The sequence below is a fragment of the Rhodococcus sp. T2V genome, assembly GCF_029269925.1.
Taxonomy (GTDB): Bacteria; Actinomycetota; Actinomycetes; order Mycobacteriales; family Mycobacteriaceae; genus Rhodococcus_F; species Rhodococcus_F koreensis.
The window spans coordinates 1-23276 of the sequence record NZ_JARJBD010000105.1; the positions used below are offsets into that span (position 1 = coordinate 1).

The 23276-nt window shown below is 63.7% G+C and carries 19 protein-coding genes, 6 pseudogenes and 1 other annotated feature; of the genes and pseudogenes, 14 read left to right on the plus strand and 11 right to left on the minus strand.

All coding sequences use genetic code 11. From position 1 onward, the window contains the following. On the minus strand, window positions 1-250 hold a 250-nt coding region (locus P3H15_RS45420), incomplete at its 3' end, for a hypothetical protein (protein WP_276143317.1). On the opposite strand from P3H15_RS45420, the pseudogene P3H15_RS45425 reads away from it, so the two are divergent. Next, window positions 131-469 (plus strand): annotated as a pseudogene (locus P3H15_RS45425) (hypothetical protein); the annotation flags it as partial. The gene P3H15_RS45420 and the pseudogene P3H15_RS45425 sit on opposite strands and share 120 nt — an antisense overlap. 20 nt (window positions 470-489) lie before the next feature. Next, complete coding sequence (locus P3H15_RS45430; RefSeq protein ID WP_276143318.1) at window positions 490-837, plus strand: hypothetical protein; 348 nt, start codon at window positions 490-492, stop codon at window positions 835-837. Window positions 838-1777: 940 nt separating this feature from the next. On the opposite strand, the pseudogene P3H15_RS45435 reads toward P3H15_RS45430, so the two are convergent. Then, window positions 1778-2714, minus strand: a pseudogene (locus tag P3H15_RS45435) (phosphatidylserine/phosphatidylglycerophosphate/cardiolipin synthase family protein). Between the two features lie 512 nt (window positions 2715-3226). Between P3H15_RS45435 and P3H15_RS45440 the strand changes: the two are divergent. From P3H15_RS45440 to P3H15_RS45445, 3 genes and pseudogenes are all read left to right on the plus strand, one after another. Further along, the gene (locus tag P3H15_RS45440) at window positions 3227-3445 is read left to right on the plus strand and encodes a hypothetical protein (protein WP_276143319.1); all 219 of its coding nucleotides are present in this window, start codon (window positions 3227-3229) and stop codon (window positions 3443-3445) included. After that, window positions 3442-3763 (plus strand): annotated as a pseudogene (locus P3H15_RS55610) (hypothetical protein). The gene P3H15_RS45440 and the pseudogene P3H15_RS55610 overlap by 4 nt, the downstream one beginning before the upstream one ends. 402 nt (window positions 3764-4165) lie before the next feature. Then, on the plus strand, window positions 4166-4525 hold the full coding sequence (locus tag P3H15_RS45445) for a WhiB family transcriptional regulator (protein WP_276143320.1): 360 nt from the start codon (window positions 4166-4168) through the stop codon (window positions 4523-4525). A gap of 526 nt (window positions 4526-5051) precedes the next feature. Here the strand turns inward: P3H15_RS45445 and P3H15_RS45450 are convergent. The 6 genes and pseudogenes from P3H15_RS45450 to P3H15_RS45475 form a co-directional block, all read right to left on the minus strand. Then, window positions 5052-5342, minus strand: a pseudogene (locus P3H15_RS45450) (DUF4193 domain-containing protein). 274 nt (window positions 5343-5616) lie between these two features. Next, the gene (locus P3H15_RS45455; protein WP_276143321.1) at window positions 5617-6099 is read right to left on the minus strand and encodes a GNAT family N-acetyltransferase; all 483 of its coding nucleotides are present in this window, start codon (window positions 6097-6099) and stop codon (window positions 5617-5619) included. A 63-nt stretch (window positions 6100-6162) separates the two neighbouring features. Beyond that, window positions 6163-6297, minus strand: coding sequence for an SDR family oxidoreductase (locus P3H15_RS45460; RefSeq protein ID WP_346348853.1), 135 nt, complete (start codon window positions 6295-6297; stop codon window positions 6163-6165). 76 nt (window positions 6298-6373) lie between these two features. Further along, window positions 6374-7063, minus strand: a pseudogene (locus P3H15_RS45465) (SDR family NAD(P)-dependent oxidoreductase); the annotation flags it as partial. Window positions 7064-7243: 180 nt separating this feature from the next. Further along, window positions 7244-7615: a hypothetical protein gene (locus P3H15_RS45470; protein WP_276143322.1), complete on the minus strand. Its 372-nt coding sequence runs from the start codon at window positions 7613-7615 to the stop codon at window positions 7244-7246. 94 nt (window positions 7616-7709) lie between these two features. Next, window positions 7710-7832: a hypothetical protein gene (locus P3H15_RS45475; RefSeq protein ID WP_276143323.1), complete on the minus strand. Its 123-nt coding sequence runs from the start codon at window positions 7830-7832 to the stop codon at window positions 7710-7712. Between the two features lie 157 nt (window positions 7833-7989). Between P3H15_RS45475 and P3H15_RS45480 the strand changes: the two are divergent. Further along, a pseudogene (locus tag P3H15_RS45480) lies at window positions 7990-8261 on the plus strand (hypothetical protein). 67 nt (window positions 8262-8328) lie between these two features. On the opposite strand, the gene P3H15_RS45485 reads toward P3H15_RS45480, so the two are convergent. Beyond that, a complete protein-coding gene (locus tag P3H15_RS45485) occupies window positions 8329-8640 on the minus strand; it encodes a hypothetical protein (RefSeq protein WP_276143324.1) in 312 nt (103 codons plus the stop codon). A 247-nt stretch (window positions 8641-8887) separates the two neighbouring features. Between P3H15_RS45485 and P3H15_RS45490 the strand changes: the two genes are divergently transcribed. Beyond that, window positions 8888-9247, plus strand: a complete 360-nt coding sequence (locus P3H15_RS45490) for a TetR family transcriptional regulator (RefSeq protein ID WP_276143325.1) — start codon at window positions 8888-8890, stop codon at window positions 9245-9247. Window positions 9248-10493: 1246 nt separating this feature from the next. On the opposite strand, the gene P3H15_RS45495 is transcribed toward P3H15_RS45490, so the two are convergent. Further along, window positions 10494-10985, minus strand: a complete 492-nt coding sequence (locus P3H15_RS45495; RefSeq protein ID WP_276143326.1) for a hypothetical protein — start codon at window positions 10983-10985, stop codon at window positions 10494-10496. A 1465-nt stretch (window positions 10986-12450) separates the two neighbouring features. Between P3H15_RS45495 and P3H15_RS45500 the strand changes: the two genes are divergently transcribed. After that, window positions 12451-13620, plus strand: a complete 1170-nt coding sequence (locus P3H15_RS45500) for a thiolase family protein (protein WP_276143327.1) — start codon at window positions 12451-12453, stop codon at window positions 13618-13620. Between the two features lie 28 nt (window positions 13621-13648). Beyond that, window positions 13649-14038, plus strand: coding sequence for a Zn-ribbon domain-containing OB-fold protein (locus P3H15_RS45505; RefSeq protein ID WP_276143339.1), 390 nt, complete (start codon window positions 13649-13651; stop codon window positions 14036-14038). 61 nt (window positions 14039-14099) lie between these two features. Here the strand turns inward: P3H15_RS45505 and P3H15_RS45510 are convergent. Then, a protein-coding gene (locus P3H15_RS45510) for an IS3 family transposase (RefSeq protein ID WP_276143340.1) occupies window positions 14100-15328 on the minus strand; the annotation gives its coding sequence in 2 pieces (ribosomal slippage) (window positions 14100-15043 and window positions 15043-15328; 1230 coding nt in all). Then, window positions 14924-15056, minus strand: a sequence feature (AL1L pseudoknot). Its footprint overlaps the gene before it by 133 nt. A gap of 1406 nt (window positions 15329-16734) precedes the next feature. Here P3H15_RS45510 and P3H15_RS45515 point away from each other — a divergent pair. The 5 genes from P3H15_RS45515 to P3H15_RS45535 all read left to right on the plus strand — a co-directional run bounded on the left by P3H15_RS45515 (window position 16735) and on the right by P3H15_RS45535 (window position 23189). Beyond that, window positions 16735-17397 (plus strand): TetR/AcrR family transcriptional regulator, encoded by a 663-nt coding sequence (locus tag P3H15_RS45515; RefSeq protein WP_276143328.1) that lies wholly within the window; start codon window positions 16735-16737, stop codon window positions 17395-17397. Between the two features lie 381 nt (window positions 17398-17778). Continuing rightward, window positions 17779-19215, plus strand: coding sequence for an aldehyde dehydrogenase (locus P3H15_RS45520; RefSeq protein ID WP_276143329.1), 1437 nt, complete (start codon window positions 17779-17781; stop codon window positions 19213-19215). Window positions 19216-19642: 427 nt separating this feature from the next. Next, window positions 19643-20983 (plus strand): MFS transporter, encoded by a 1341-nt coding sequence (locus P3H15_RS45525; RefSeq protein ID WP_276143341.1) that lies wholly within the window; start codon window positions 19643-19645, stop codon window positions 20981-20983. 44 nt (window positions 20984-21027) lie between these two features. Then, window positions 21028-22065, plus strand: coding sequence for a hypothetical protein (locus tag P3H15_RS45530; protein WP_276143330.1), 1038 nt, complete (start codon window positions 21028-21030; stop codon window positions 22063-22065). 11 nt (window positions 22066-22076) lie between these two features. Then, window positions 22077-23189 carry a phosphotransferase family protein gene (locus tag P3H15_RS45535; protein ID WP_276143331.1) on the plus strand — a complete coding sequence of 371 codons (1113 nt, stop codon included), beginning with the start codon at window positions 22077-22079 and terminating at the stop codon, window positions 23187-23189. Window positions 23190-23276 lie beyond the last annotated feature (87 nt).

Consider the following 23276-nt stretch of genomic DNA (forward strand, 5'->3'; position numbering starts at 1 on the left):
CGCCATTCAGTGGGTCTCGGATTGGCTGAACCTGCAGATCACCCGCGCCGCCTGATGAACCCGACCGCGTCCCGGCTACGCGGTCGCGGCCACCGACTACGCCGGGAACGGCACCGACGGAGTCAACGCATACACCGACGGACCCGCGGCCGGCGCCAATGCCGTCGACATCGTCCGCGCCGCCCACCAGCTCTACGGTGACCAACTGAACGCCCGGTGGATCGCCGCCGGCCTGTCCCAAGGCGGTCACGCCACCTACTTCGCCGCCCACCAGACCACCACCCGCACACCCGAACTCGACTTCCGCGGCGCCATCGCCGTCGCCGCCCCCACCCACCTCGACCAGCTCTTCCCACTGGCCGGCCCGAACTTCCCCGTGTACCGGTTGCCGGGATCGCGCACTACGTCCTCTACACCCTCGCCGGACTCGACGACAGCCGCCCGGAACTCGGAATCCGCCACTATCTGACCCCCACCGGAATCGAGTTGATGGAAAAGGCGAAGGCAACCTGCAACAACGACCTGAACGACTATCTGAGCGCCCACCCGGTGACCGTCGCGGAACTGTTCACCACCCCACTCGACACCCCGCACCTACGCGAGGCGCTCGACCAGATGCAGCACGTCCCCACCGACGGGTTCGACCGACCGATCCGGGTCGTGCACAGCATCGCCGACACCAAGGTCCCGATCCCGCTGACCTGGACGCAACTTGCCGAAATGCGTTCCAATGCTGTCGACGTCGAGTACCAGCAGCTTTCCGGGGCGGACCATGCCGACAGCCTCATCGCTTCGATGCCCGAGTCGCTGGACTTCGCCGCCCGGGTCCTGCGCTGAGCGCACCCGCCGCCACGCGAAGCAGAGTGGCTGGGCCCGGGTTCCCTGTTGACACAATGAGAATGGAGTGAGATGACCTACGCTGATATCACCGGGGTCCCACATACCGACTGGCTTCTGTTCGGGACGATCCTTGTGGCGGCGGTCGTCGCTGTCCACACCGCCTTGATGGTGCATCGCAGCCCGAGGGGCCGACGCCCGGCGAGCCGTGTAGCGATCGGATGCGGGGCGGTCGCAATACTGGCAGCCGCAGCCGCACCTCTGACAACTCCGCTCAGCGTGTTATGGGCCGCGACCATCTGCGCTGCGGTGGGTCTGGTTCTGCTGTGCACCGTTGTTCTCGGTGTTGTCACTCGGCCCGTCGCCCCCCAGCGCGGGGCGAGCAGCCAGCATTGACAAGTGCCCGCGTCGACGTGGGGAAGGTATGTGGGGCGCAGTCGTGATGTGCGCCTGACCCACTGGTCAGGGCTTCGATTGTAATCAATTCGGTTGTAATCAATGTGAGCCTTGCCGCTCCCGTTGTTCGATGGTGCCGCGAGGGACGTCAATGCGTGCGTATCGACGCTTGGTGGGTGCCAACTCAGTCCGGGAGCGGCGGTGAACCCGTCTCGTGCGACCTTGGCGGCAAGAGAGTGTGGGCCGCGATTTCATCACTGTGACGTAAATGTGCGGCCGGGTTGTTGTCTGTCTTCGGCACCGGCCGGATGGATATGCGGAAAGAAAATGGCATCGTTCTCCATCGTGCGCTGCAACGCTCCGCGATCGAATAGCTAGGTGTGCCATCCTCGCTACGATAGCTAGCGTCGCTATCGAGTGTTCCGGGTTGTGTAGGCACGATGCCGGCGAGCAGTGTCCGGTTTCTAGCGCCGTCTAGCGTTTCAGCTTTCGGGTTCGTCGGTTCCGGTGCGGCCGAGTCCTCACGTCTGGGCGTTGCTGATGGTCAGAGGTCCCACAGTGCGAGCAGGTCGGTCCGGAGGGTGGGGGAGCGGACGTAGTGGTCGGTCCGCAGCCGTGAGCCGGGGTGCCCGAGGTCTGTGAGTGCCTTCTCTGCCTCGGTGAGGGGAAGCGGTGTCAGGTCGGTGCGGATACGCAGGAAGTACAGCACCGCGCCACCGGACCGGGGGATCTTCATGGGGTCGGACACCACGACGGCCGGTGGGTAGATCCACCCGTCGTCGACGGAGACGAAGGCGACCGCGTCGCCGCGTCGGACAGCGCTGGTTCGGCCGAGGCGAAGCGATTCGAGCGCGTACTTGACTGCGGGCCCTGCCGTGGCCGGTTGCCGCGACCGGTGCTCGTCGAGCACATGCTGTTCGGTGGGACTGGGCTCGTAATCGACGGCGTGTTTGACGAACATCCGGCTGACCGGGTCGGGCAGAAACTCGGCCTCCGGGTCACGGATTCGACCGGTCACTCCGGGGATCGGCACCGCCCGGCCGATTGCCCACTCGGGCGGCGTCGTCGATGAATACCTCGTCGACTTCGGTGATCTCGTCGATGCGGTCGATGAACGTCCGCACCAAAGCAATCACCTCGGGGTCATCGGTGATGACCACGGCGTCGTCGGCGAAGGCGGAGTTCTCGGATGCATTCGCCGACCCGACCACCGCTCGCCGGTTGGTGACGATCACCTTCGCATGCAGGGTCGGCGACGACAGCACCCGGACGCCTTTGCCGAGGTAGTAGGCGAGGGCCGCGGGGGAGGTGGCATGCGCCCGGATCGCGGCCTTGGAGGCGTTGACGACCAACAGGTCACCGGCGCGCAGGGGAAGCAGATCGGGTGCGTCCTGGCCGAGGTAGGCGATCGCCGCGCCGCGGGTGCCGATCGCGCGGGTGATGTGTGGCCACGGGCTCGGCCCGTGGAAGGTGGTCCCCATACCGATTGACGGTAGCGGGCCACACACAAGTGGGTGCGCTGTTGGTTGGCTGTCAGTGGCGGAGGCTGATGCTGGGCATGATCTTTCGTATAGTTTCGGGCATCCGGCGCGCTGACGCCGGCGGTACGCGCGCCGAACGTTGTTGATGGTTTGGTCGCCAGATGACGCACGTTCGCCGTGGCACCCACCAGGTGTGGGTCCGAGCGTGGCAGATGGTTGCTAAGGCCCGTCTGCCACGCTTCGTCGTATCCACGGGGTGAAATCCGAGTCGGGGAGGCGATGGGTGGCTTACAGCATCAGCCCGGACACCAGGGATACTCGTCTGACCCCGAGGCCGGCGTCAGCACCACACCGGCGGCCAGGCCCGCCGGCTACCGGGCGGCGGCGAACTATGACGACCGTGCCGCCGACTGCGACGGGGCCCGGGAATTGGACCGGATGGCCGAGGACGCCGAATTCACCCGCCCCGCAAAGACCTGGAACGAGCTTTCCCGCGGACCACGGTTCCGGAGGTGTCCGAGCGGAAACGCCGGGAGCGGCCGATCCCGGATTCGATTCGCCAGCCACCGAGTTCGCGGCAGCGCAAGGCCACGTCCGAGTTCTCGCTGCCGCTGCCGCTGCCGCTGCCGCTGCTTCTGATCCTCGTGGTCGCGATCACGGCGACCGTCGCCCTGGTCTCCGTCACCCGGGAGGCGGCGAGGTCTGCGGCCGCGCGCCGGGACGCGCAGTGATCACCGCGGTCTGCGCCTTGGTTCTCGGTCTCCTGCTCGGGGGTTCCGACCTGGCGGACCGTTGGCGCACCCGCCCGTCGGAGCGGGCGCGGATCGCCGAGATCGCCGCCGGTCTCGACCGCTTCCAGTGGTGGGTGCTCGAGGACCTCGCCGACGCCCGCCAGGCGTTCCCGAGACCGCACATCAGGGGACGAGCAGGTACGGGCGTTCCTCGCGGCCCGCGATGCCGCCACCAAGGTCGGAATCCCCGACGAGCTGGCGGTGTACCGGCTGGCGGACCAGATCATCCACGACCGGGACAAGCACGCCTGCATGTAGGGAGATCCGCGTAGACACCAGAACGGCCCCTGACCGTTCCACCCGGGCGGGCCGTTCTGGCATCTGTCTGCGTCGTACCGCGCGCTCCGCCAGGCTGGATCCGTTGGTGCGCCCGAGGGTGCCGTGTGGAATGAACAACGCACGAATGCCACCGAACGTGTAGGTGAACCGCTCCGTCGGAATCCTGGGCCGGCCGAGATGTTGGACATGCGACCGAGTGGCGCCGGGGCCACGCAGTCCGGTATACCTCTGCGAACAGGGTGACCGGTTTGCTCTCTCCAGATGCGGCGTAGCCGGGACCCTGTGTCCACGTCAGCGGCCTGACGCCAGACCTTTGGCCCGGAGATACATCCCGGGCTCGGAGCAACGACGGGCTCGGGAGAAACGGAAAGGGAATCGGCAGTGTCACCCGCAGGAACCGCACCGATACCGGTGTACCAGCCCCCGACTGCCGGGGTGGGGTGGCAGGACCGGGCCGCGTGCCGCGGGGTTGACGTGTCGGTGTTCTTCTCCCCGGACACCGAACGCGGCCATGCCCGGGCCCGGCGGGAAATGCGGGCCCAGCAGATCTGCCGGGACTGCCCGGTGCTTGCCGCGTGCCGTGACCATGCCCTGGCGACCGGTGAACCGTACGGGACCTGGGGCGGGATGACCGAAACCGAGCGCAGACGGCATGCCCGCCGCCGCGGCGAACGCCGATCGCTGGCACCGCGGCGACCGGTATCCGGCGATGCCGAACGCGAGTTGAGGTCCGCCCGGTAGCGGACGCGGTACCGGTCCTCGGATGCAGGATCGGCCCCGGCCGCACATCCCTCGGAGGCGGTCGTGGCCAGCTTCCACGCGGCTGGATGCGGCAGACCCCCGCCGTACCGCCTGTTGCCATGCGTCCTCGGGCCGCGCCGAAGTAGCCGACCCTGCCGTTGCCGACCGGCTCGACATCGCGATCTCCGGGCGCGGTGCGTTTCGCCGCTTCAAGGACGTGTTGTCCCGGTGGCCTGACGAGGTCCATCGATACTGGCTGTTTGCGGATGAGCGCAGACGCGGTCGCGCACGGGGATGGTTGGCGGACGAGGGTTACCGCGTACGACCTGCGCGCGGCCCCGTCCAATGATCCCTGACACTCGTCGTGCACGGCCGCTGCCATTGTTGATCGGCTGCGTACCGGGTGCTTCCGAGGAAGAAAGCTGACCGTGGCTGGTAGCAATGTGTGACTGCCGGACTCTCACATCTAGCCAATATCTAGCCAGGGACGCCCGTTCCGGGCTGACGATGGTCCGCCGGCCTCGGGTCAACCGGCGCAGTCGTGGCAGATCATCTGCCCGCGCTGGTGTCTGCGAGGCGGCTGCGATGCTGGACCAAAAAGCACCGGGTGCAGGTGAATTCGTCGGCCCGCTTCGGGATCACCCGCACGTTCAGTTCTTCCCCGGACAGATCGGCGCCGGGCAACTCGAACGACTCGATGACGTCCGGTTCGTCGATGTCGGTCACCCCGGAGCGGGGGTCACCGCGCCGGGTCTGCAGTTCGTCGAGCGAGTTCCTCCGGACGGGTGCGCCGGGGCGCGTCGTAGTCGGTGGCCATGACTTCTCCCTGAGTTCGGGTTGTTCGATGCGGTAGAGTTCGGCGAAACAACTCATCCCGGCTTCCCTCCGGGACTCCCGCAGACGCGCCAACTCCTCATCCGCGAACACCCGCGTCGCCACGACCCCTAGCCTCCAGCACGCCGACCAACCTGATCGGCAGCAGCCGAGCACCAACCACACTGGCCCGCAGCCCGAACTTAGAAATCACCACCGCCCAGGCGCTACGCCAAATCCGTTGTTTCTGCGCCATTACCACCGGAACCCGGGCTCGCCTACGTGGGCTCGAGGTCGCGCTCGAACTCGATTTCATCCCGAAGCGGGATCTTGTAGTAGCCCAGGTCGGGGATGTCCGGCTTCAGGGTCCGTCTCGCCTCGTCCACTGCGCCGCATCGAACGGCCGACAGGCGGAAGCCGCGCCGCTGGTAGAACTGCATCGAGTCGAGGTTGTCGTTCGTCGTGACCAACCACAGTCGCGAACAGCCTTGTGCACGGGCGACTTCGGTGATGCGTTCGATGAGTGCCGTGCCGACGCCACCCCATTGGCCGGACGCGCGCATGTTCACGATTTCGCAGTTCGTGCCGTCGATGTCGTAGATCAGCACCCCGACCGTCTCGTCGTCGGTCGATGCGATCAGGGCCGGGCGGTCGCGTGCGTCGACTAACTCGCCGCGCCGGGCGATCTGGGTGGTGCGCTGCGCTTGGAGGAATGCCGTCAGGCGTGGCTCTCCTGCGGGTACCTCATAGATGTCCACCATCGTCCCTATTTTCCTCGTCCCACCGAGGCTGGACCAGGGTGGATCTGTCGGGTTGGGTCGGGATCACATGTCCATGCCGCCGTTGACGCTCCACACATGCCCGGTGATGCAGGAGGAGGCGTCGGCAACCAGGACGTGTACGACCCGTGCGACCTGCTCGGGCCGTCCAGCCCGGCCGGCAGGGATCTGTGTGGTGATCCGGGGCGAGGACCTTCTCGGGGATCGCGACGGTCATCTCGGTGGTGATCAGGCCCGGCGTCACCGCGTTGACGGTGGTGCCGATGCCGTCATCGGTGCGCTTGCCCAACCGGGCGAGCTCGGCCGCCGCTTCACGGGCGAGCGTCTTGGGCATCCAGAACAACCTGGATATCGATGCGGCGTAGTTGGCCTGGCCGATGTTGCCGGTCTCTCGGACCACGGAGGAGACGTTCACGATCCAACCGCCCCCGCGTTCGAGCATGCGTGCGAGCGCGGCCTGCGAACGAAAGAACGCTCGCTGACCTGCGCACCGAGGTCCGCGCGGACCGCGACCAGGTGCGCGCCTGATCATGTTCAGATGCCCATAAACGGTGGTGCGCAGCACTTTCGGCATGTCGGTGACCGGGTCGACGGTGTGTTCTCCTGAGCCGTAGAGCCGTAGAGCCGTAGAGCCGTAGAGCCGTAGAGCGAGTGCAATCTGGTCCGGGACGAGTTTCGATGGCCGGCCGTCCTGTCGGCCACGGGCCAGGGCCGCGGCCGAATCCGGCCACGAGCAGCTCGCGCTGCAACTCGGCCAGGACCGACAGCATCCCGCACATAGCGGGCCCCCGGCGGTGGCGGTGGCGATGCCCTGCTCGAGCACTTTCAGGCCGATACCGCGCTCACACATGCCGGCACCGGGGGTGATCACGTGCAGCATCGACCGGCCGAGCCGGTCCAGTCGGGTGATGACGGGGACGTCCTCCTCGCGTAGCCGCTGCAGCATCAGATCGAGTTGGGGGCGTGAACGCTTTTGCCCCGCCCGCTTGGTCGACGTGGATGTTCTCGCGTGCCACCCCAGCGCAACGCAGGGCGTCGACCTGATGGTCCATCTACTTGGCAAATCTGCTGTTCAGGGCCGTTTCGGATAAGGATCGACTTCCGTCACACGCTCGGTCCCGAGCTGTTACCGGGGCGGGATTGTCGTCGAGTTGCCGGGTGGGTGGGTAGCGCGGCGGCGTTCGTGGAAGCGTGCCCGGTGGTGTTCCATCACGACGTCGGATTCGATGTGGATGCTGCTCGGGTGGCGGGCGATCGCGTCTCGGAGGGCGGCGCTGCGTCGACGGAGGAGGGTGGCACGGACCGTCGCCGCGTCGTCGGCGAGCAGGTACGCCGCGGCACCGTCGCAGTCGAGGAGGAACTTCCCGTACGCAAGCCGCACCGGCGCCTGTTCGTCGAAGATCACCGGCAGCACCACGTCGTCGACCAGGTGGAATGGGAAACGTACGAGCCGGTAGGCGGCCAGTACCAGCGCTCGCACCCCGGCGCCCAGTCCCATGCTCCGATCGTAACGCCGCCCTGGGCCGCGGTGAGGCCGTCACGGGCCGAATCCCGACGCGGCGGGTGCTCGGGTGTCGCCCGAAGCGCAGGTCCTAGTCGGTGCTCGCGCCGCCGGTACGTGCCGCGTCGAGGATCCGGTCTCGCATCCACACGTCGATGCGTTGGCCGGCTTTGGCGGCCGCGGCTACGCACAAGGCATGTTCTGCGTCGGTCAACCTGAGGTTGGTGACGTGTGTCGGCCCCAACCCCAGCTCTGCGGTGAGCCGGTGCTCGGTCGGATCGTTGTCGATCGCTCAGCCCCTTGGGAGCGTGAGGTTTCGTCGGCGAGGTGCTTATGATCCGGACGGGTAGCCGAGCGGAAGGGGCAGACCGATGCCCGAGAAGAAGGATCACAGTCCGAGACCCGAACCCGGTCCACTCGGTGCGGGCGCGCGGGTGCTGGTGCGCCGGCCGGCCGAACCGGCGCAGACCGGTCGGATCATCGAGGACTACGCCGAGCTGACCGACACCGAGGAGCGTGGGCATGCCTGGGCGCCGGTGCACCGGTGCACCGGTGGGCTGTCGCGCTCGATGACGGGCGCCTGGTGTTCGCCGACACCGACGACCTCACCGCCGACCCGAGCACGCAAGGATCCACCGGGTAGATCCGACCCTGGCCGGTGGATGAACCAGCCAGAGACCGTGCTCCCTCGGGGACCGACTGAACATGGGTTACTTCACCGCCACGCTGCCGGTGAAGAAGAACGGCGCCGTGCCGCCGAAGCAGAAGACGGTCGCGTTTCCCTTCGCGAAACCGCTGAGCTTTCCCGCAGGCCCCGGCCCGAACGCACCGGTCTTGAAGTTGAAGCCCGAGTCGAATCCGAAGCAGGTCCAGCTCTCACCGGCGGGTACCGTCACCGTCACTTCACCGGACGCCCCGGCGCTCAGTGCCGGTCCCGCGGCGGCGGTGCCGCCCGCGAAGATCATTGCGGGCGCGATGATCGCCGACGCGATGGCGGTGCGGACCGCGATCTTCTTCTTCATGATGCTCACCTCGTTCTGAGAGTCCCCGACTCTTGCAGCGAACGGGTGGCGAAACAGCCCAAAGCATTTGGGTGCCGATTCGGGCACCCGTTCTTGTGAACACGTCAGGATTGCCCCGATAAACAGCAGGTGAAACGACGGAACGGGTCGAATCCGCAAGTACCCGGCAACCTCTCCGGTCACTGCTGACGGTGTCGGGGTCGTGTGATTCGTCTGCTGGTCGGGCGCGAGCGCATACGATCCGCGGATGAGGAGGGTTCCCGCGGATGTACGCCGTGGACAGTTCATCGAGGCCGCGCTCGTGCTCGCCGCGCAACAGGGTGTCACCGCGCTGACCGTCCGCCGCGTGGCCGAGGCCGCCGGTGTGTCGCTCGATGTGGTGCACGACGACGGTCGAGGACAGGGAGGAACTCCTCAGCGAGATGGCGGACAGCCTGATCCTCGCCAACAGCGAGTCGATGCGCGCGGCGTTCACCCGCCCCGTCGGAACCGCGGAAATGCGCGGCATCGACGGACTTCGTGCACTTCTGCGTGCCGGAATCGGGGGCTGTGGTCGATCGTCTACCGGACTGCACCGACCACCACTCACATCGCCGACGGGCGATGAACAGGAAGGACGCTCACCAGATGGCTAACCGTATCGACTGACCCCCGATCAGGTCATCGATCTGATCAAGGCGGAAACCGGTACCGAGCTGTCGACGTGGACTCCGGTCCGCGGGAGTTCGCTCACCTGCACCGGAAGGCCGGGCCACACTACGCCAGCGGAGCCCCTGCACGGGGGAGTGGCGGTGGCACAGGCACGGGTGGACGCATGGGTTGCGGCGGCCCTACGTGTAACCCGCCCGACAGATTCCGTTGATCCGCACGTGTAAGTCCGAGAGTGCTTCTCCAGTTTCGTGGTCGGTCGTCGGTTGTGGGCGACCGACGGGGGCACGACGACCCGCTCGAATTACATCACTGTGACGAAAGTGACGAGGGTTGTCTCCTGCGTTGGGATCGTGTGGTGAAAGTCGGTTAGCGCCGTTAGGGAGGTTTCTCGAAGGATTCCGTCGGCGGCCGTTCGCAACAGGGTGCTGTGTACGACTCTGATCGGCGGCATTTGACGCACTGCAACTCTAGCTAGCATAGCTATCATTAACGCGTCGTACTGACCACTCGAAAGTCGTTTTCGTGGTGAGTAAGGCCGTGGTGTAACTGGTCGATGCGGCCGAGAGCATCAGTGGCGCGGTCGAGGGGTCGAGTGCGATCGGTTTCAAGGGCGAGGGCGTCAGCGAGTTCCGCGAAATCCTCAACACATCGTGGAGGTGGAGCGGGGTCGTGAGCATCGCTATTCCGGTGGCCGCATCGGCGCCGAGATCGTGCGAAACCCACGGCGTCCGCTGCTCCGGGATTGCACGTCCGGGGGTCGGTGACGGACCGAGCGACGCCGACTGAGGTCTGCCTTGGTCGGTGCCGCGCCAGTGTTCGGGTGCATGAAGGTTGTCAGGACCGCAGTCCGGGACTCTGCTTCGTCGGTGGGTTGTGCCATCCTGGTGCCACGGTTCGGATTCGGTGACGTCGCGAGGGGACTGTGCAAGTGATCCAATCCAGTGGACACAATGGGTGGGCTGTGCGGTGCGATCTGTGTGAGCACCGATTCGATGCCGCGGTCGCCGGACAGGCCGCGGCGGTGGCCTTCGCCCGGATCAACGGGTGGGTCGTCGGCGAGACCACCCGGTGCCCGATGTGCGCGACTGCCCGAATCGGCTGAGCGGCAGACCCTAATGTGCGGTTCGGTGAACCGGTCAGTTCCGACCACTAAGCGACAGCGTCGGCGCAGGCATTCAGCTCGTCAAAGCAGTCGGACACCGTCATCGACGGGCATCGGATCCGAAGGTGGTGGGGAAGGGGCTGGGGCCGAGGGTGAGGGTGGCCGAGGTGGGGTGGAGTCCGATCTGGGGCCAGCTGGCGGTGACGGTCAGCGATCCGGTGGTCGGGTAGGTGCCGATCCAGTACTGTGGCGTGGTTCGGTACGGCCCGGATCCCTTCGGGTCGGTATCGGGGATCGGGTGGAACGGATCGGCGAGGCCGCCCAGGTCATCGGCGAGGATCCGCACGGCCAGGTAGGACCACTGCGCCGACCAGTCGTGGGGGTCGGTCAGGGGTCGGGTTTCGTAGCGCACGAAGTCGGCGCGGACACCGGTGACGAACAGCATGAACCGCAGCAATAGCCCGGACGTGAACGCGGTCGCGGCGGACAGTTCGAGGGTGAGGTCGTTCTCGGCCGCGATCGGCATACCCGTGTGCACGGTGATCCCTCCGGTTGTGGGCGGCGCGAGGGCTGGCCAGCGATGGTGGCGCATGCTTCATCGTCGCATCACTCGACCCCGCGGCGCCTGTGAGTTTCCTGAGAGTCCCTCCCGGCGAGAACGATTCGAGTACGAGACCTACGGCCCGGTAACTGAGATCAGGGTGCCGACCCCACCGGAAGGTGTGCTGACGCGAGGAGCGCCGTGTCTGATTCGGGTCCACCGAGCGGCGACGAACGCAGGACGCGGCACCACCGGAACACACACGCCGGCCGACGGGGCCTGCGGGCAGTGTCAGAGGGCGGCGGTGATCAGGCCACACGCGAGTCGCGCGCAATGTGTCGCGGAATCTAGGGCCGTCTAGCGTGCTGGATTACGGTGAAATCGATGCGCTTTTTGCGATGGTTATAGAAGATGGGCTAGATGGCAACGGGTTGGAGGTATCGCTGTCCTAGAGACGCCTTTCCGGCGCGATACGTCGACTTGGCCTAGATCGACGCACTGCAGTGCCTTTACTGATCGCGGGAGCGCAGGCCACCTTCTGATCACACTCCGTGGAGCGAATGCGGCTTCGTAGAGCGTGTAGCTCTCGAATGAATCTTTACTAACGAGTTAGTTTAGTGTATCTTCGAGGAGCACTTCGGGCGCGTGGTGAGGTGGCCGGTCGATAATACGCGCGCTAGTTCGAGTAGTGTGTTCCGCCGCCAGCACGGGCCACTCCCGGATCGAAACTGGTTGGAGGATGGCATGGCAACCGATATCGGCGTTTCGTTCGACAACCTCAATATGCGACTGTCCCGACGGCATCAGGATACTGCCGAAGATCCGCTGCAGTGCCGCGACCGAAACGCGTCGTGACCGCATGCGAGCACTCCCGTCAGTTCCGCTCCGCGGGCTCCTGGCCTGTGCGGACAGCCGAAACTTGTTTCCGATGCCGTCACTGTTGGGGACCGCATGCAAGTCCATGACTTCCACCCCCGCTCTTGTCGATAAAGGACCCTCTGGCGTTCAGGATGTAGCGACCTACTGGGGGGCGACAAACTTTCTCCAAGACCGGGTGTCAGGACCCTGTCGCCGTGGGCGCGGAACCCCGCGCTGCTCGCTGTGCTGATCGCAAATCGGCCGCACGCCTTTTCAGTTGCGGGTCATCAGGGCGAGTTCGAATGCACAGGAAGCGTGCTCGCATTGGCGAGGCAGATAGAAGGCTTGTCGGGCCTGACGAGGCGTGGATGGCGAGGCCGAGGGAATCGAACAGCCCTCAGGCATAGGTAAATTCGAAAGGAGAGCACATGATCGCGGAGAACAGTGTCGCGCTCGTCACCGAGGACACCTCCGGTCGAGGTCTCGCGACCGTGAAGGCTGCCGAGGACGCGCCCGTCGAACGGGCTGAGGTTGGGGTAGTCGAAAGACGGCGTAAGGTCGGTGTCGGCTTTGCCATCCAAACGAAGTCGAGGAATGCTCGCGGCCACTATGGGGAACCTGGCACAAAGGTCACACCCTCGCTGCAACATGGTGCGCGATGAGCCGGCCTTTCGCAGCTATCGTCGGTCTGGGTATGACCGCGATGGGGAAACTCTTCGATCAGAGCGCGTCTGAACTGGCGGTTGCGGCCGTGCGCGGAGCGGTGCAGGATGCCGGACTGCGGCTCGACCAACTCGACGGTCTATTGATCAATCATGGTGTCTCAGCCGGCATCGGGCTCGGTCTGCAGCGCGACCTCGGTCTGCGCGACCTGACCCTGCTCGCGGAGGTCCAGTCGTTCGGCTCATCGGCTGGGGTAATGGTTGCTCAGGCCACGATGGCTGTCGCTAGTGGCACCGCTACCGCTGTCGCCTGTGTATTCGCGGATACACCGCTCCAGTCGGGTGCGAGCATCGGTGCCGCCTACTCCGATCCCAAGCGGCGGATGCGTCCAGGATTCGCAGGAATGTCGGTGGCAGGTGGCCTGATTGGACCGAGCGTCGGCTATGCCCTGGCTGCTCGGCGCCACATGGATCGCTTTGGGACCACTAGCGAACAGCTGGGGGCAATCGCGATAAGTACCCGCCAGTGGGCCGTGCTGAACCCACTGGCACAGATGCGCGAGCCCATGAGTCTGTCCGATCACCAGAACTCTCGTTGGGTGGTCGAGCCGCTGCGGTTGTTCGACTGCTGCCTGGTGTCCAACGGCGCCATCGCGGTAGTTGTCACGAGCGCCGAACGCGCCACTGCCCTCGACTGCACGCCTGTACACATTCACGGTTGGGGCCAGGGTCACCCTGGATATTTCTCCGAGGCAGGCAGCGACTTCGGGCTGGTCACTGGTGCGAAACAGTCCGGCCGCCAAGCCATGACTATGGCGGGCGTGACGGTCGACCAGATCGACATTCGCGAGCTCTACGACTGCTACACCTACACCACCCTGGTGACTCTGGAAGATTACGGCTTCTGCAACAAGGGCGAGGGCGGCATGCTGGCTCAGACTGGTGCCCTGGGCCCGGGCGGCGACCTACCCACTAATACTGGCGGAGGTCAGCTTTCAAGCTATTACATGTGGGGGATGACGCCGCTGTCGGAGGCGATCATCCAGGCGCGCGGCGTCGGCGGTGACCGCCAGGTCCCCAAGCACGACCTTGTACTTGTCAGCGGTAATGGTGGCGTCCTGGACCACCACTCCACTCTGATACTTAGCCCACACCCACGGAATTGAGGAGGTCCCGCCTGTGCAGTGCATGCAGATGCCAGTCCTACGCCTGGAGCGCGATCACGCGTCCTCCCCGTTCTTCGACGCCACCGCGCGGGGCGTTCTCCTTCTTAAACGGTGCGCCGACTGCCATCACTGGAGCGCCCCGGAGGTGACCGCCTGTCCACGATGCGGCTCGACGTCCCTGAAGTGGCAGGAGTCAAAAGGTTCAGGCGTTGTGGCCTCCTGGGCAGTGATCCACCCGAAGCCCGGCCAGGGCATGCCGCTCCCTGTTTGCATCGTCGAACTCGACGAAGGCCCTTGGATGAGGGGACAACTACGTGTGGAGAATCTCGAATCCATCCACACCCGCATGAAGGTGATTACTCAGTTCGATGCCGCCGACGGCGGTGAGTGGATACCGGTCTTCGTATCGTTGATGTAAATCAACAAGGTCTCGACTGTCAAGTCCCGAGTTTTGTTGAGGCTGAGCGTGTGTTCAGTTCTCAGGCCGCGGAGGCGGCCCGCGATTGTGCGTAGTAGGCGGCCTCGACCTCGGTCGGGGTGCGATATTCGAGCATGCCGTGGACCCGCTCGGTATTGAACCAATGCACCCACTGCGCCGTGGCCGCCTCGACGTCCTCCCAGCCCGCCCACGGGCCGTCAAGGAAGATCAACTCGGCCTTGTACAGCGAGTTCAGCGCCTCGGCCATGGCGTTATCGAACGAATCGCCTTTCGATCCGACCGAGGCGACCGCCTCGGCTGCGTCCAGGGCCTGGGCGTAGCGCAGCGCTCGATACTGCACGCCGCGATCGGAGTGGTGGACCAGCCCGGTGACGTCCTGGCCTGCGCGGCGGCGTGACCACAGTCCCATCTTCAACGCGTCGAGGGCCAGGTCGGTGTACATCCGCGTCGAGGTCTGCCAGCCGACGATCCTGCGGGAGAACACGTCCAGGACGAACGCGACGTAGACCCATCCGGAGTGGGTGCGCACATACGTGAGGTCGGCCACCCACAGCTGGTTCGGTGCGGTGGCCGTGAAGTCCCGCTCGACGAGGTCACGGGGCCTGTCGGTCTCCGGTGCCGGCTTCGTCGTCCGTGGCCATTTCCCGCGCACGGTGCCGCGGACACCGAGTTCGCGGCAGAGTCGTTCGATGGTGCAGCGGGCCACCTCGTGGCCCTCTCGGACCAGTTGGGCGTGGATCTTGCGGATTCCGTAGACCCGCATCCGTGGGTGGGTGTGGATGCGCATGATGTGTTCTTTGAGGACGGCGTCCCGGCGTGCTCGGGCGCTGGGTTCGCGGCCTATGAAGGCGTAGTAGGTGCCCGGGGCGATCTTGATCTCGGTGTTCTCGGACAGAACGCGGCAGATCGGTTCGATTCCCCAGCGGTGTTTGTGTTCGTCGATGAATGCGACGATCACTTCAGTCGGCGGTCGAACTCCGCCTTCGCGAAAAACGCTGTGGCGGAGCGTAATATCTCCATCGACTGCCGTAGTTCGCGGTTCTCCTTCTCGAGTCGGCGGATGCGCGCTTCGGCATCGACGGGCTCGGTCGGGAGCTCGTCGTCCTCGGCCTTGCGCACCCAGGTCCGCAGGGCTTCCTTGTGGACCCCGGTCTGCTCGGCAATCCGGTTGATCGCGCCGGTGCGGGTGTCGGGGTCGCGGCGGGCCTCGACCGCGAGTCGGGTCGCTCGTTCACGGAGTTCCTGAGGGTATTTGTAGTTCGCCATGATGAGTCTGGGGTGATCCTTCCGGGATATCTGGCTCACCCTCAATGAAACCAGGGACGATTCAGACACCTCCGTGGACGCAAGCCATAGTGCTGGCGCACGCCGGTGACAGGGTTGGCGTTCCTGAACAGTGCGAACGCCGCAGGTGAGAACCGTCATCGTGTGATTCATGCCTGAGCGCTGCCAGCCGCAACTTGTGGCAATCGTGTCCAGACGGTATTTGTCACGCGGCCCGGGTTCGGAGGACCGGTGACTGGGGGCCCTTGGAATGGGCGGTCGGTGGCCGTTCCGGGTGGGCGGCGTCCCGGCGTGAACTCATGGCCGGTGCGACACCCCGTCAGGACACCCTGCTGCGGGCGTGCAGGCTAGGCAGGCCGATCGATCCGCGAACATGTCTAGCGAGCAATCGCGGATCGTCGGTTCCGCTCGAACGCCTCTGGCACTGGTCTCGGTCGATCTGAGGCGGGCCTGCCGTGGATCTGATGCCCGACTGCGCCGAGGACACGGTTGCCGCCTGGCCACGGGTACATCCCAGAGTCGAGGTGGTGCTTGTGGCGCAACTTGGTTGGGTGCGGTGGAGAGATCGATTGAGCATCATCGCGGTGCCGGGGGATGTCATTGAATCCGACTGCCCACGACGTGGCGGCAATCGATCCTGAGGCCATTTGGGGCGCAAGGACGGAGACTTCGCACGGCTGGTTGGTCACCAGGGTCAGGAACGGATGCCGCAACGTAGGCGCCCGTCTGCCGCAGTGCGTCGGCCTCGGAGATCAGCTGCAAAAGCTGTCAGTCGATCGCAGGACGGTGCGCGCATGCGCAGTGCACTGATGGCGATGATCTGCGGCCACGACCCGGATGTACGTGCGCAAACTCGCTCCGCGAGGTGTGTGGACAGTTCGTGGACGGGGCGTTGAATCGCCCTGCTCACGGCAGGAGATATCGAGCGTGGCAACCATCGCAACGACGAGACGATTTGCGGGTTCCGGCAGCCGTTCCGAGCCATGTTCGGGCCGCTTGACGGCATTGGCTGGGCCGGCGGTCTGGACGCCACGGGTGACTACCCGAATCAAGATCGCGTATGCCTGAGCGTAACAACACCTCTTCGGAAGTTCGCCAGACCCGAGAGGTAGGACACCGAATCGTGTCGGTAACTCTCCGCCTAACCTGTGCACGTCGGTCACTGAACGAGGTCAGCGCGGCCTTGACTCGATTTTCCCGGATTGTGGCACTTGCGTGTGTCTGACCTGGGTTTACCTGCGGTCGCACTGAAGGTCCTACGGAGAATTGCGATGCGTATCCACGCGAAGAAGCTGCGATTCCATCAGCCCCTTGACTAGCTGGTTAAGAATTGTGATGATTGACGCACCCCGGATCAGGTTGGGTGTCGGAGTGGCGGTGAAGGAGTGAAGATGGCGCAGGCTCGTGTGACTACGACGGAACGTGTCATCGCTGCGGCTGCACAGGTGTTCCTTGAAAAGGGATACCAGGGCAGCACGATCGCGGACATTGCGGAAGCTGCAAACATCTCGAAGCCAACAGTCTATCAGTACGCCAAGAACAAGCAGTGGCTGCTGGAGCGGATTGTGGCACTGGTTTCGACTGAAATGGAGAAATGTGAACGTGTCCTCCATGAAGCCGACGCTCCCGCGAGTGTGCGCCTGCACTGGCTAATTCAACTCCATGTGGATTTCGCGGTCCGATACCGCAACTCCTATAGGGTCACGCTCAGCGAGCAAGCAGATCTGTCGCCGGAGGCTCGCGACGAGTTCAGGCTATGGGCGCGTAGGACGACGAACCGATTCGCCGACTTGCTTGCTGCTGCACGCCGTGACGAGACCTTCGACTGGCCCGGGGATATTTCAATTGCAGCGAATCTAATTCTATCGACATTGACCTCGATTCATCGTTGGTTTCATCCCGACGGCCGGGTGAGCTCGGCAAAGCTAGTCGACGACATCGTCCGCATGTTCTCGGGTATCTACACAGCACCCGATATGGGCAATTGGTCGATGCCAGTCTTGCAGTTGCCGGCGGCCGAGGTGGAGTACCCCGAATCTTTACTTACTGTATAGATTAGCACCCTGGACCAGGTGAGGTGGGTCGATCCACTGCGCCGACGGGCCCTGCTGAATGAACTTGAGTTCGAGCGATGCCGGTCGGCCCAGGAGGCGAGTTTGTCCGCCGAGTCGATCACAGCGGGACCGCCCGACAATAGTGATGACTTGGTTGATAGTGCGGTCAGTGAATCTCACTACGGTGCGCTGACCGACTGCGGTTCGCCGATCAAAGAATATCCGCGAGATAGCAGACCGGTCCTCGAGCGGTCACTAGGAAACGCCCTACCCCGGAGACGGCACACGTCGGTACACGCATTGGGTTCCCAAGCGTACAGGTCGGGTGAGACGGATTGTCCCGAGACCGTGATCGCACACAACAAGTAGGAGGAGGCTCCCATGGATAGGCCAGCATTGTTCATTGACGGTGACTGGGTAAGCGTGCCCGACGACGCGTGTGTGGACGTCGTTGAAGCGTCGACCGAGAAGTTGCTGGGTCGTGCCGCTCTAGCCTCAGTGGCTGATATTGATTCCGCGGTCGCAGCGGCGCGTCGCGCGCTTGTGCCTTGGGGTGCAATGGATATCGCTGAGCGCTCCGAGCTGCTGAGCAGGTTCGCTGATGCCGTACGAGCGCGGGGCACGGAGACGGCAGCCCTTGTGAGCCGCGAGAACGGAATGCCGATCTCCAAGTCACTAGGCTCTAACGGCGTGGCTCCAGCTCTCGCCATCGGCTACTACGCCGGCCTGATCCGCGAAATGGCAATGGAGGACGTGCGCCCCGCCTTCAGCGGTGGGAACACCTTGGTTCGAAGGGAGCCGATCGGGGTCGTCGCAGCAATTACCCCGTGGAACTACCCGCAGGCCCTGGCAGCGATGAAGATCGGACCTGCGCTGGCGGCTGGGTGCACAGTTGTACTGAAGCCCGCTCCGCTAACTGCTTTGGACGCATTCGTTTTCGCCGACGCAGCACTGGAGGTCGGCCTGCCGCATGGGGTGATCAACATCGTGCCCGCCGACGGTCCGGCCGGGGCGCATCTTGTCAGCCACCCCGGCGTGGACAAGGTCGCATTTACTGGATCTACTGGAGTGGGCAGGCATATTGGCAAAGTCTGCGGCGAACTTCTCCGCCCAGTAACGCTCGAGTTGGGCGGGAAGTCGGCAGCCATCCTGCTCGAAGACATGGACCTGGAGGACTTCGTCGCGAAGCTCCCCGACGTCTCCCTTGCCAACAATGGACAAACCTGCCACGCATGCACACGCATTCTGGCACCTCGTTCGAGGTATTCCGAGGTAGTGGACGCCGTGACGGACGTAGTCCACGGGCTTCGCGTGGGGGATCCCCTGGAAAGTTCGACCCAGGTGGGGCCTCTGGTCAGCGCGCTTCAGCGCGATCGGGTACTTGACTATGTCGCTCTCGGACGCCAGAGCGGGGCGCGACTCACAACCGGGGGAGTTGTCCCGAAGGACCAGGCGACTGGTTGGTTCGTAGAGCCGACTGTCTTCGCTGATGTCGACAACTCCGCGCGGATCGCTCAGGAGGAGATATTCGGACCGGTGCTCTGCGTGACACCGTACTCGAACGAGGACGAAGCAATCACTCTCGCAAACGATTCCGAGTATGGACTTGGCGGAACCGTGTGGACCAGCGATCCAGAACGTGGCCTTCGACTGGCCGCGCGAGTCGACACCGGAACAATCGGGGTGAATCACTACGGGCTGGACTTGCACTCGCCCTTCGGCGGAATGAAGTCGAGCGGTCTGGGCCGTGAGTTGGGGCCAGAAGGAATTGCGCCGTACCTGCGTTACAAGTCGGTGTACATGGCCCCGCGTCAATAAGGCCGCGCTGTGACAACAATCCGAGGCAATTCGGAACGAGGACTCACATGCCTTCTCCTCGCACAGTCCTCGAGACGAAGCCCGACCCTAGCAACCGATCACATCGGTGAAAGTTGCACGGGCATGGCGGGGTGACGGACTCGACCCCCTCCTCGCTCACAGCTTGCCCGTCATGTCAGTCCAGCACCCCGAGGTAAGCGAACGTGCCTGCTCCGCGTTGTCTGCACCCACCCCGACGCCGCTCGCTGTCTCTGAAAGTACGGCAATCCCATGCGCTCTTCCTGAGCCCGGAGCCGAGGCGTCCACCAAAACGAAACGTGTCCGTCAGGCCACATCTTTACAGGTTTTGAACAACTCAACGAAAGGCAGTCGCTATGAAATCGTGCATCACGTGCACCGAGGCACCAGGAGAGAAGTCGTGGACTCGATGACACACACGAGCACTGTTGGAAACCAGCAGGCGGGCACTCGGGCATCGAAGAGCGCGCGCAGAGCAACCGCGGCGGGCTGGGTGGGAAGCGTCCTGGAATATTACGACTTCGTCATCTATGGCACCGCGGCTGCCTTGGTATTTCCCGCCCTCTTCTTCCAGACCGGCGATCCCGCGGTAGCGACCGTGGTCTCTCTGGCATCGATTGGGACCGCATACCTGATTCGACCGTTCGGTGCCCTTGTTATGGGACACCTCGGCGACCGGGTCGGGCGCAAACCGGTCCTGGTAGCCTCGATTTTGCTGACAGGTGTGGCAACCTTCCTGATCGGCTGTCTACCCAACTACGGCACCATTGGAGTTGCGGCGCCTGTCCTGCTCATCCTCCTTCGCCTTATCCAGGGTTTCGCGGTAGCAGGTGAAGTTGCCGGCGCAACGTCGCTCACGCTCGAGCACGCGCCCTCGAAGCGGCGGGCTCTCTTCAGTAGTTTTACGTACTCCGGGACCCAGGTTGGCGTAGTACTTGCGAGCCTGGTGTGGATCCTTCTCGTACGGTTGCCCGAAGATCAGTTGATGAGCTGGGGGTGGCGGATCCCGTTCTGGCTGAGCATTGTGGTCGTTCTTGTCGGGATTATTCTGCGATGGGGCGTCGACGAGTCACCGGAATTCGTAGATGCGAAGACCAGCGGCGACGTCGCGCGGTTCCCCCTGCTCGTTCTGTTCAAGCAGAACGTCTCGAGCGTGGTAAAGGTTGTCCTAGCTTCGCTGCATCAGGCACCATTCTTGATCTTCTCCACCTTCGCCCTCTCGTACGGCAAGAAGGTCGGCGGGATCTCCTCGGGAACCTTGCTTCTGATGTCGGTCCTCGGTTTCGCCCTCTCTGTCGTCCTGATGACCCAGTGGGGGATGCTGGCAGACAAGATTGGGCGCAAACCAGTCTTCCTCATCGGCGCGGTGGGCTTTCTTGTCCTCATCTTCCCCTTCCTCGCGGCGCTCAGGACCGGCAACGTTCCACTGGTAATGCTGGTCGGCATCACCATGTACGGCGTCGCGGGAGGCGCGTGCCTTGGTTCGTGGACTGCATTGGTCTCGGAGCAGTTCGAGACGCGAGTGCGATTCTCGGGTATGGCGGTGAGCATGCAGTTTGGTCTGATCCTGCCGTCCTTCGTGCCCTCTATCGCAACAGCTTTGGCAGGAACCAGCAGCGGTGGTTGGGTGTGGGCCGGCCTGTTCGCCGGCGGGTGCATAGTGATCTCCATCATCGCTGTCCTGACCTTCCGGGAAGGTCTCGCCGCATCCCCGGTGTCTGAGGACATCGAGGTGCCCGCGCGAACCTAACGCCTCCTCGCCGCACACGCTTAGCAACCGGAAAGGCTTTCAGTATGAGTTCACAAACGCTCGATCCCGTCGATTCCTACCCGTACAAGGGCATCGTCACATCGCCGTTGTGGGCGGAGGCCCAGCAATGGAATTTCACCGACGGTGAGTACGGAATTATTTACCATCTTGCAACCCTATCCGGCGACCGCCAGCTGTCCCACAACGTAATTGCAGTCACATGTCCGGACGGATCGGTCTATGCGGCGAAGGTTGTCGGGCCGGCTGTCGGTGAACGATTCGGCACCGATTTCTGCTATTCCGAGACCAAAGATCCGTACCGAGAGTGGGAAATTGGATTCCACGGCGGGATGCGGTTGATTTCCGAGGAGGAGAAGGAAACCGGTCTACTTCGCGATGGCCAGAATTTTCCAGTGAAGATCAAGCTCAACGTCCGCGCGGCCTCACCTGTGTGGGTTCCAGGGCCGCGGGAAGGCGACTCTGAAAGTTTGCTTCGCAAGACCTGGAAGTTTCATCACGAACAAGCGCTGACGGCAACGGGCACCATTGAGGTTGCTGGAAAGTCGGTGGAGTTCTCCGCCATCGGGCATCGAGATCACAGTCGCGGGGAACGAAACAGTCAAAAGACCATCCATGGCTTCTGGGTGAATGCGACCTTTCCTTCCGGGCTGAAGTTCGCGTGCTTCGCCGGAGAGCAGAATCCAGGTGGAGAATTCGAGCGAGCGGCGGTCTACGAGGGCGACCAGATTCTAGAGGCACGTCTCGACAAGTGGTCAAAGATTGTTGACACCCACGCGGAACCGCGGGCGTTCGAGCTACGATTAGTCCTACAGAACGGCAAGGAACTGAACGTCAACGCGAAGTGCACGCGCGGAATGAACTGGTCGGCAGTTGGCACGTCTGAATGGGCTCTCGGATCGAATGTGGAGGCGTCCAATCAGTACATCTATACCCAATATTTCGGCGAGTTCGAATGTAACGGAGAAATTGGACAGGGATTCGTGGATCGCGGTGCGCGCGCCAGCCTGCTCAATGTCCCCATTTTCGATGATTTCGGCAGCATAGCGCGCTGCAACAGGTAACAGGAGAAAAAATGGGCAGCGACGACCGCATGGTCTTGCAGAAGAGCCTCGAATTGTGGCTGGCTGAGTGCACTGAAGGCGCAACTGATGTGCACCTAGAATCCTTGACTGTGCCGAAGGGTACGGGCAACTCGGCCGAGACCATGCTGACAACCATGCACTATGTAGAGCAGGGGCGGAAGCGAAGCGTCGATCTGGTAATCCGGCGCCAGAATCCTGACAGTGACTTGTTCTTGGACACCAGCATCGAATTGCCGTACCGGTTCATGGAAGCTCTGCAGCGCTACCCGGACATCCCGAGCCCAGCGCTAGTTGGTCTGGAACTCGACGATTCGATACTTGGTTCCCCGTTCCTCGTGATGCGACGGGTGAACGGACGGTCGATTTCCCAGCGTCCGAATTACAACATCACAGGATGGTTGTCGGACCTCGCAGTGGAAGACCGGCGGACTGTCTGGACTAATGCGATCCGGCACCTCGCGGCACTTCACGATATCGACTGGAGGAAGGACTTCGGATTTCTCAACGATGTTAGGCGGCACCCCGAACCCGGGCTTACGCAGTACCTGGCATGGGTTCGGGACTGGTATCACTGGGCGAAAGGTGACCGCAAGCTTCCCGTGGCCGATGCGGCATTGGAGTGGCTTCTCGCGAAGATGCCACACAACGCCGAGGTCTCAGTGCTTTGGGGGGATCCAACCCCAGCTAACATCCTGTTTGGATCTGACCTCTCCGTGGCCGCCATCCATGACTTCGAGATGGCAGCCCTCGGACCAGGGGAGGTCGATCTCGCATGGTGGTTGAGGTCCGTACGCCTGCACTCAGAGGATCAGGGGATCGCACGCCTGCCGGGCTTGCCCTCGCATGAGGAGACCATCTCAATGTATGAGGGGTTTCGCAAGCGTGCCGTGAGCGATCTGGAATACTACGATGTCCTGGCGCAATTCCGCGTGAACGTGGTGATGATTCGTTTCAGTGATCGACTCGTCGCTGAGGGCCGCATGCCCGGCGGCACGGATGTGCTGACGAACAATGTCCCGACGGCGCACATGGCCCGGATGATAGGTCTCGACGAACCCACTCCAGGCGAGGGCTATCGCCTAATGATGGCAGGCCTCTCATAGTGCGTGCCTAACATGCTGCGCCGCAATGCGACTCGGTGCCCCGGCGCCGCCAGACTCGGCCGGTCCTTGTTACATGCACATAGGATG

Coding starts and splice junctions, on each gene's coding strand:
- P3H15_RS45485 (WP_276143324.1), bottom strand. CDS start 8,640: ATGAAGAAGAAGATCGCGGTCCGCACCGCCATCGCGTCGGCGATCATC.
- P3H15_RS45520 (WP_276143329.1), top strand. CDS start 17,779: ATGGATAGGCCAGCATTGTTCATTGACGGTGACTGGGTAAGCGTGCCC.
- P3H15_RS45500 (WP_276143327.1), top strand. CDS start 12,451: ATGAGCCGGCCTTTCGCAGCTATCGTCGGTCTGGGTATGACCGCGATG.
- P3H15_RS45470 (WP_276143322.1), bottom strand. CDS start 7,615: ATGGGACTGGGCGCCGGGGTGCGAGCGCTGGTACTGGCCGCCTACCGG.
- P3H15_RS45505 (WP_276143339.1), top strand. CDS start 13,649: ATGCCAGTCCTACGCCTGGAGCGCGATCACGCGTCCTCCCCGTTCTTC.
- P3H15_RS45525 (WP_276143341.1), top strand. CDS start 19,643: ATGACACACACGAGCACTGTTGGAAACCAGCAGGCGGGCACTCGGGCA.
- P3H15_RS45535 (WP_276143331.1), top strand. CDS start 22,077: ATGGGCAGCGACGACCGCATGGTCTTGCAGAAGAGCCTCGAATTGTGG.
- P3H15_RS45430 (WP_276143318.1), top strand. CDS start 490: ATGGAAAAGGCGAAGGCAACCTGCAACAACGACCTGAACGACTATCTG.
- P3H15_RS45530 (WP_276143330.1), top strand. CDS start 21,028: ATGAGTTCACAAACGCTCGATCCCGTCGATTCCTACCCGTACAAGGGC.
- P3H15_RS45515 (WP_276143328.1), top strand. CDS start 16,735: ATGGCGCAGGCTCGTGTGACTACGACGGAACGTGTCATCGCTGCGGCT.
- P3H15_RS45490 (WP_276143325.1), top strand. CDS start 8,888: ATGAGGAGGGTTCCCGCGGATGTACGCCGTGGACAGTTCATCGAGGCC.
- P3H15_RS45455 (WP_276143321.1), bottom strand. CDS start 6,099: ATGGTGGACATCTATGAGGTACCCGCAGGAGAGCCACGCCTGACGGCA.
- P3H15_RS45495 (WP_276143326.1), bottom strand. CDS start 10,985: ATGCGCCACCATCGCTGGCCAGCCCTCGCGCCGCCCACAACCGGAGGG.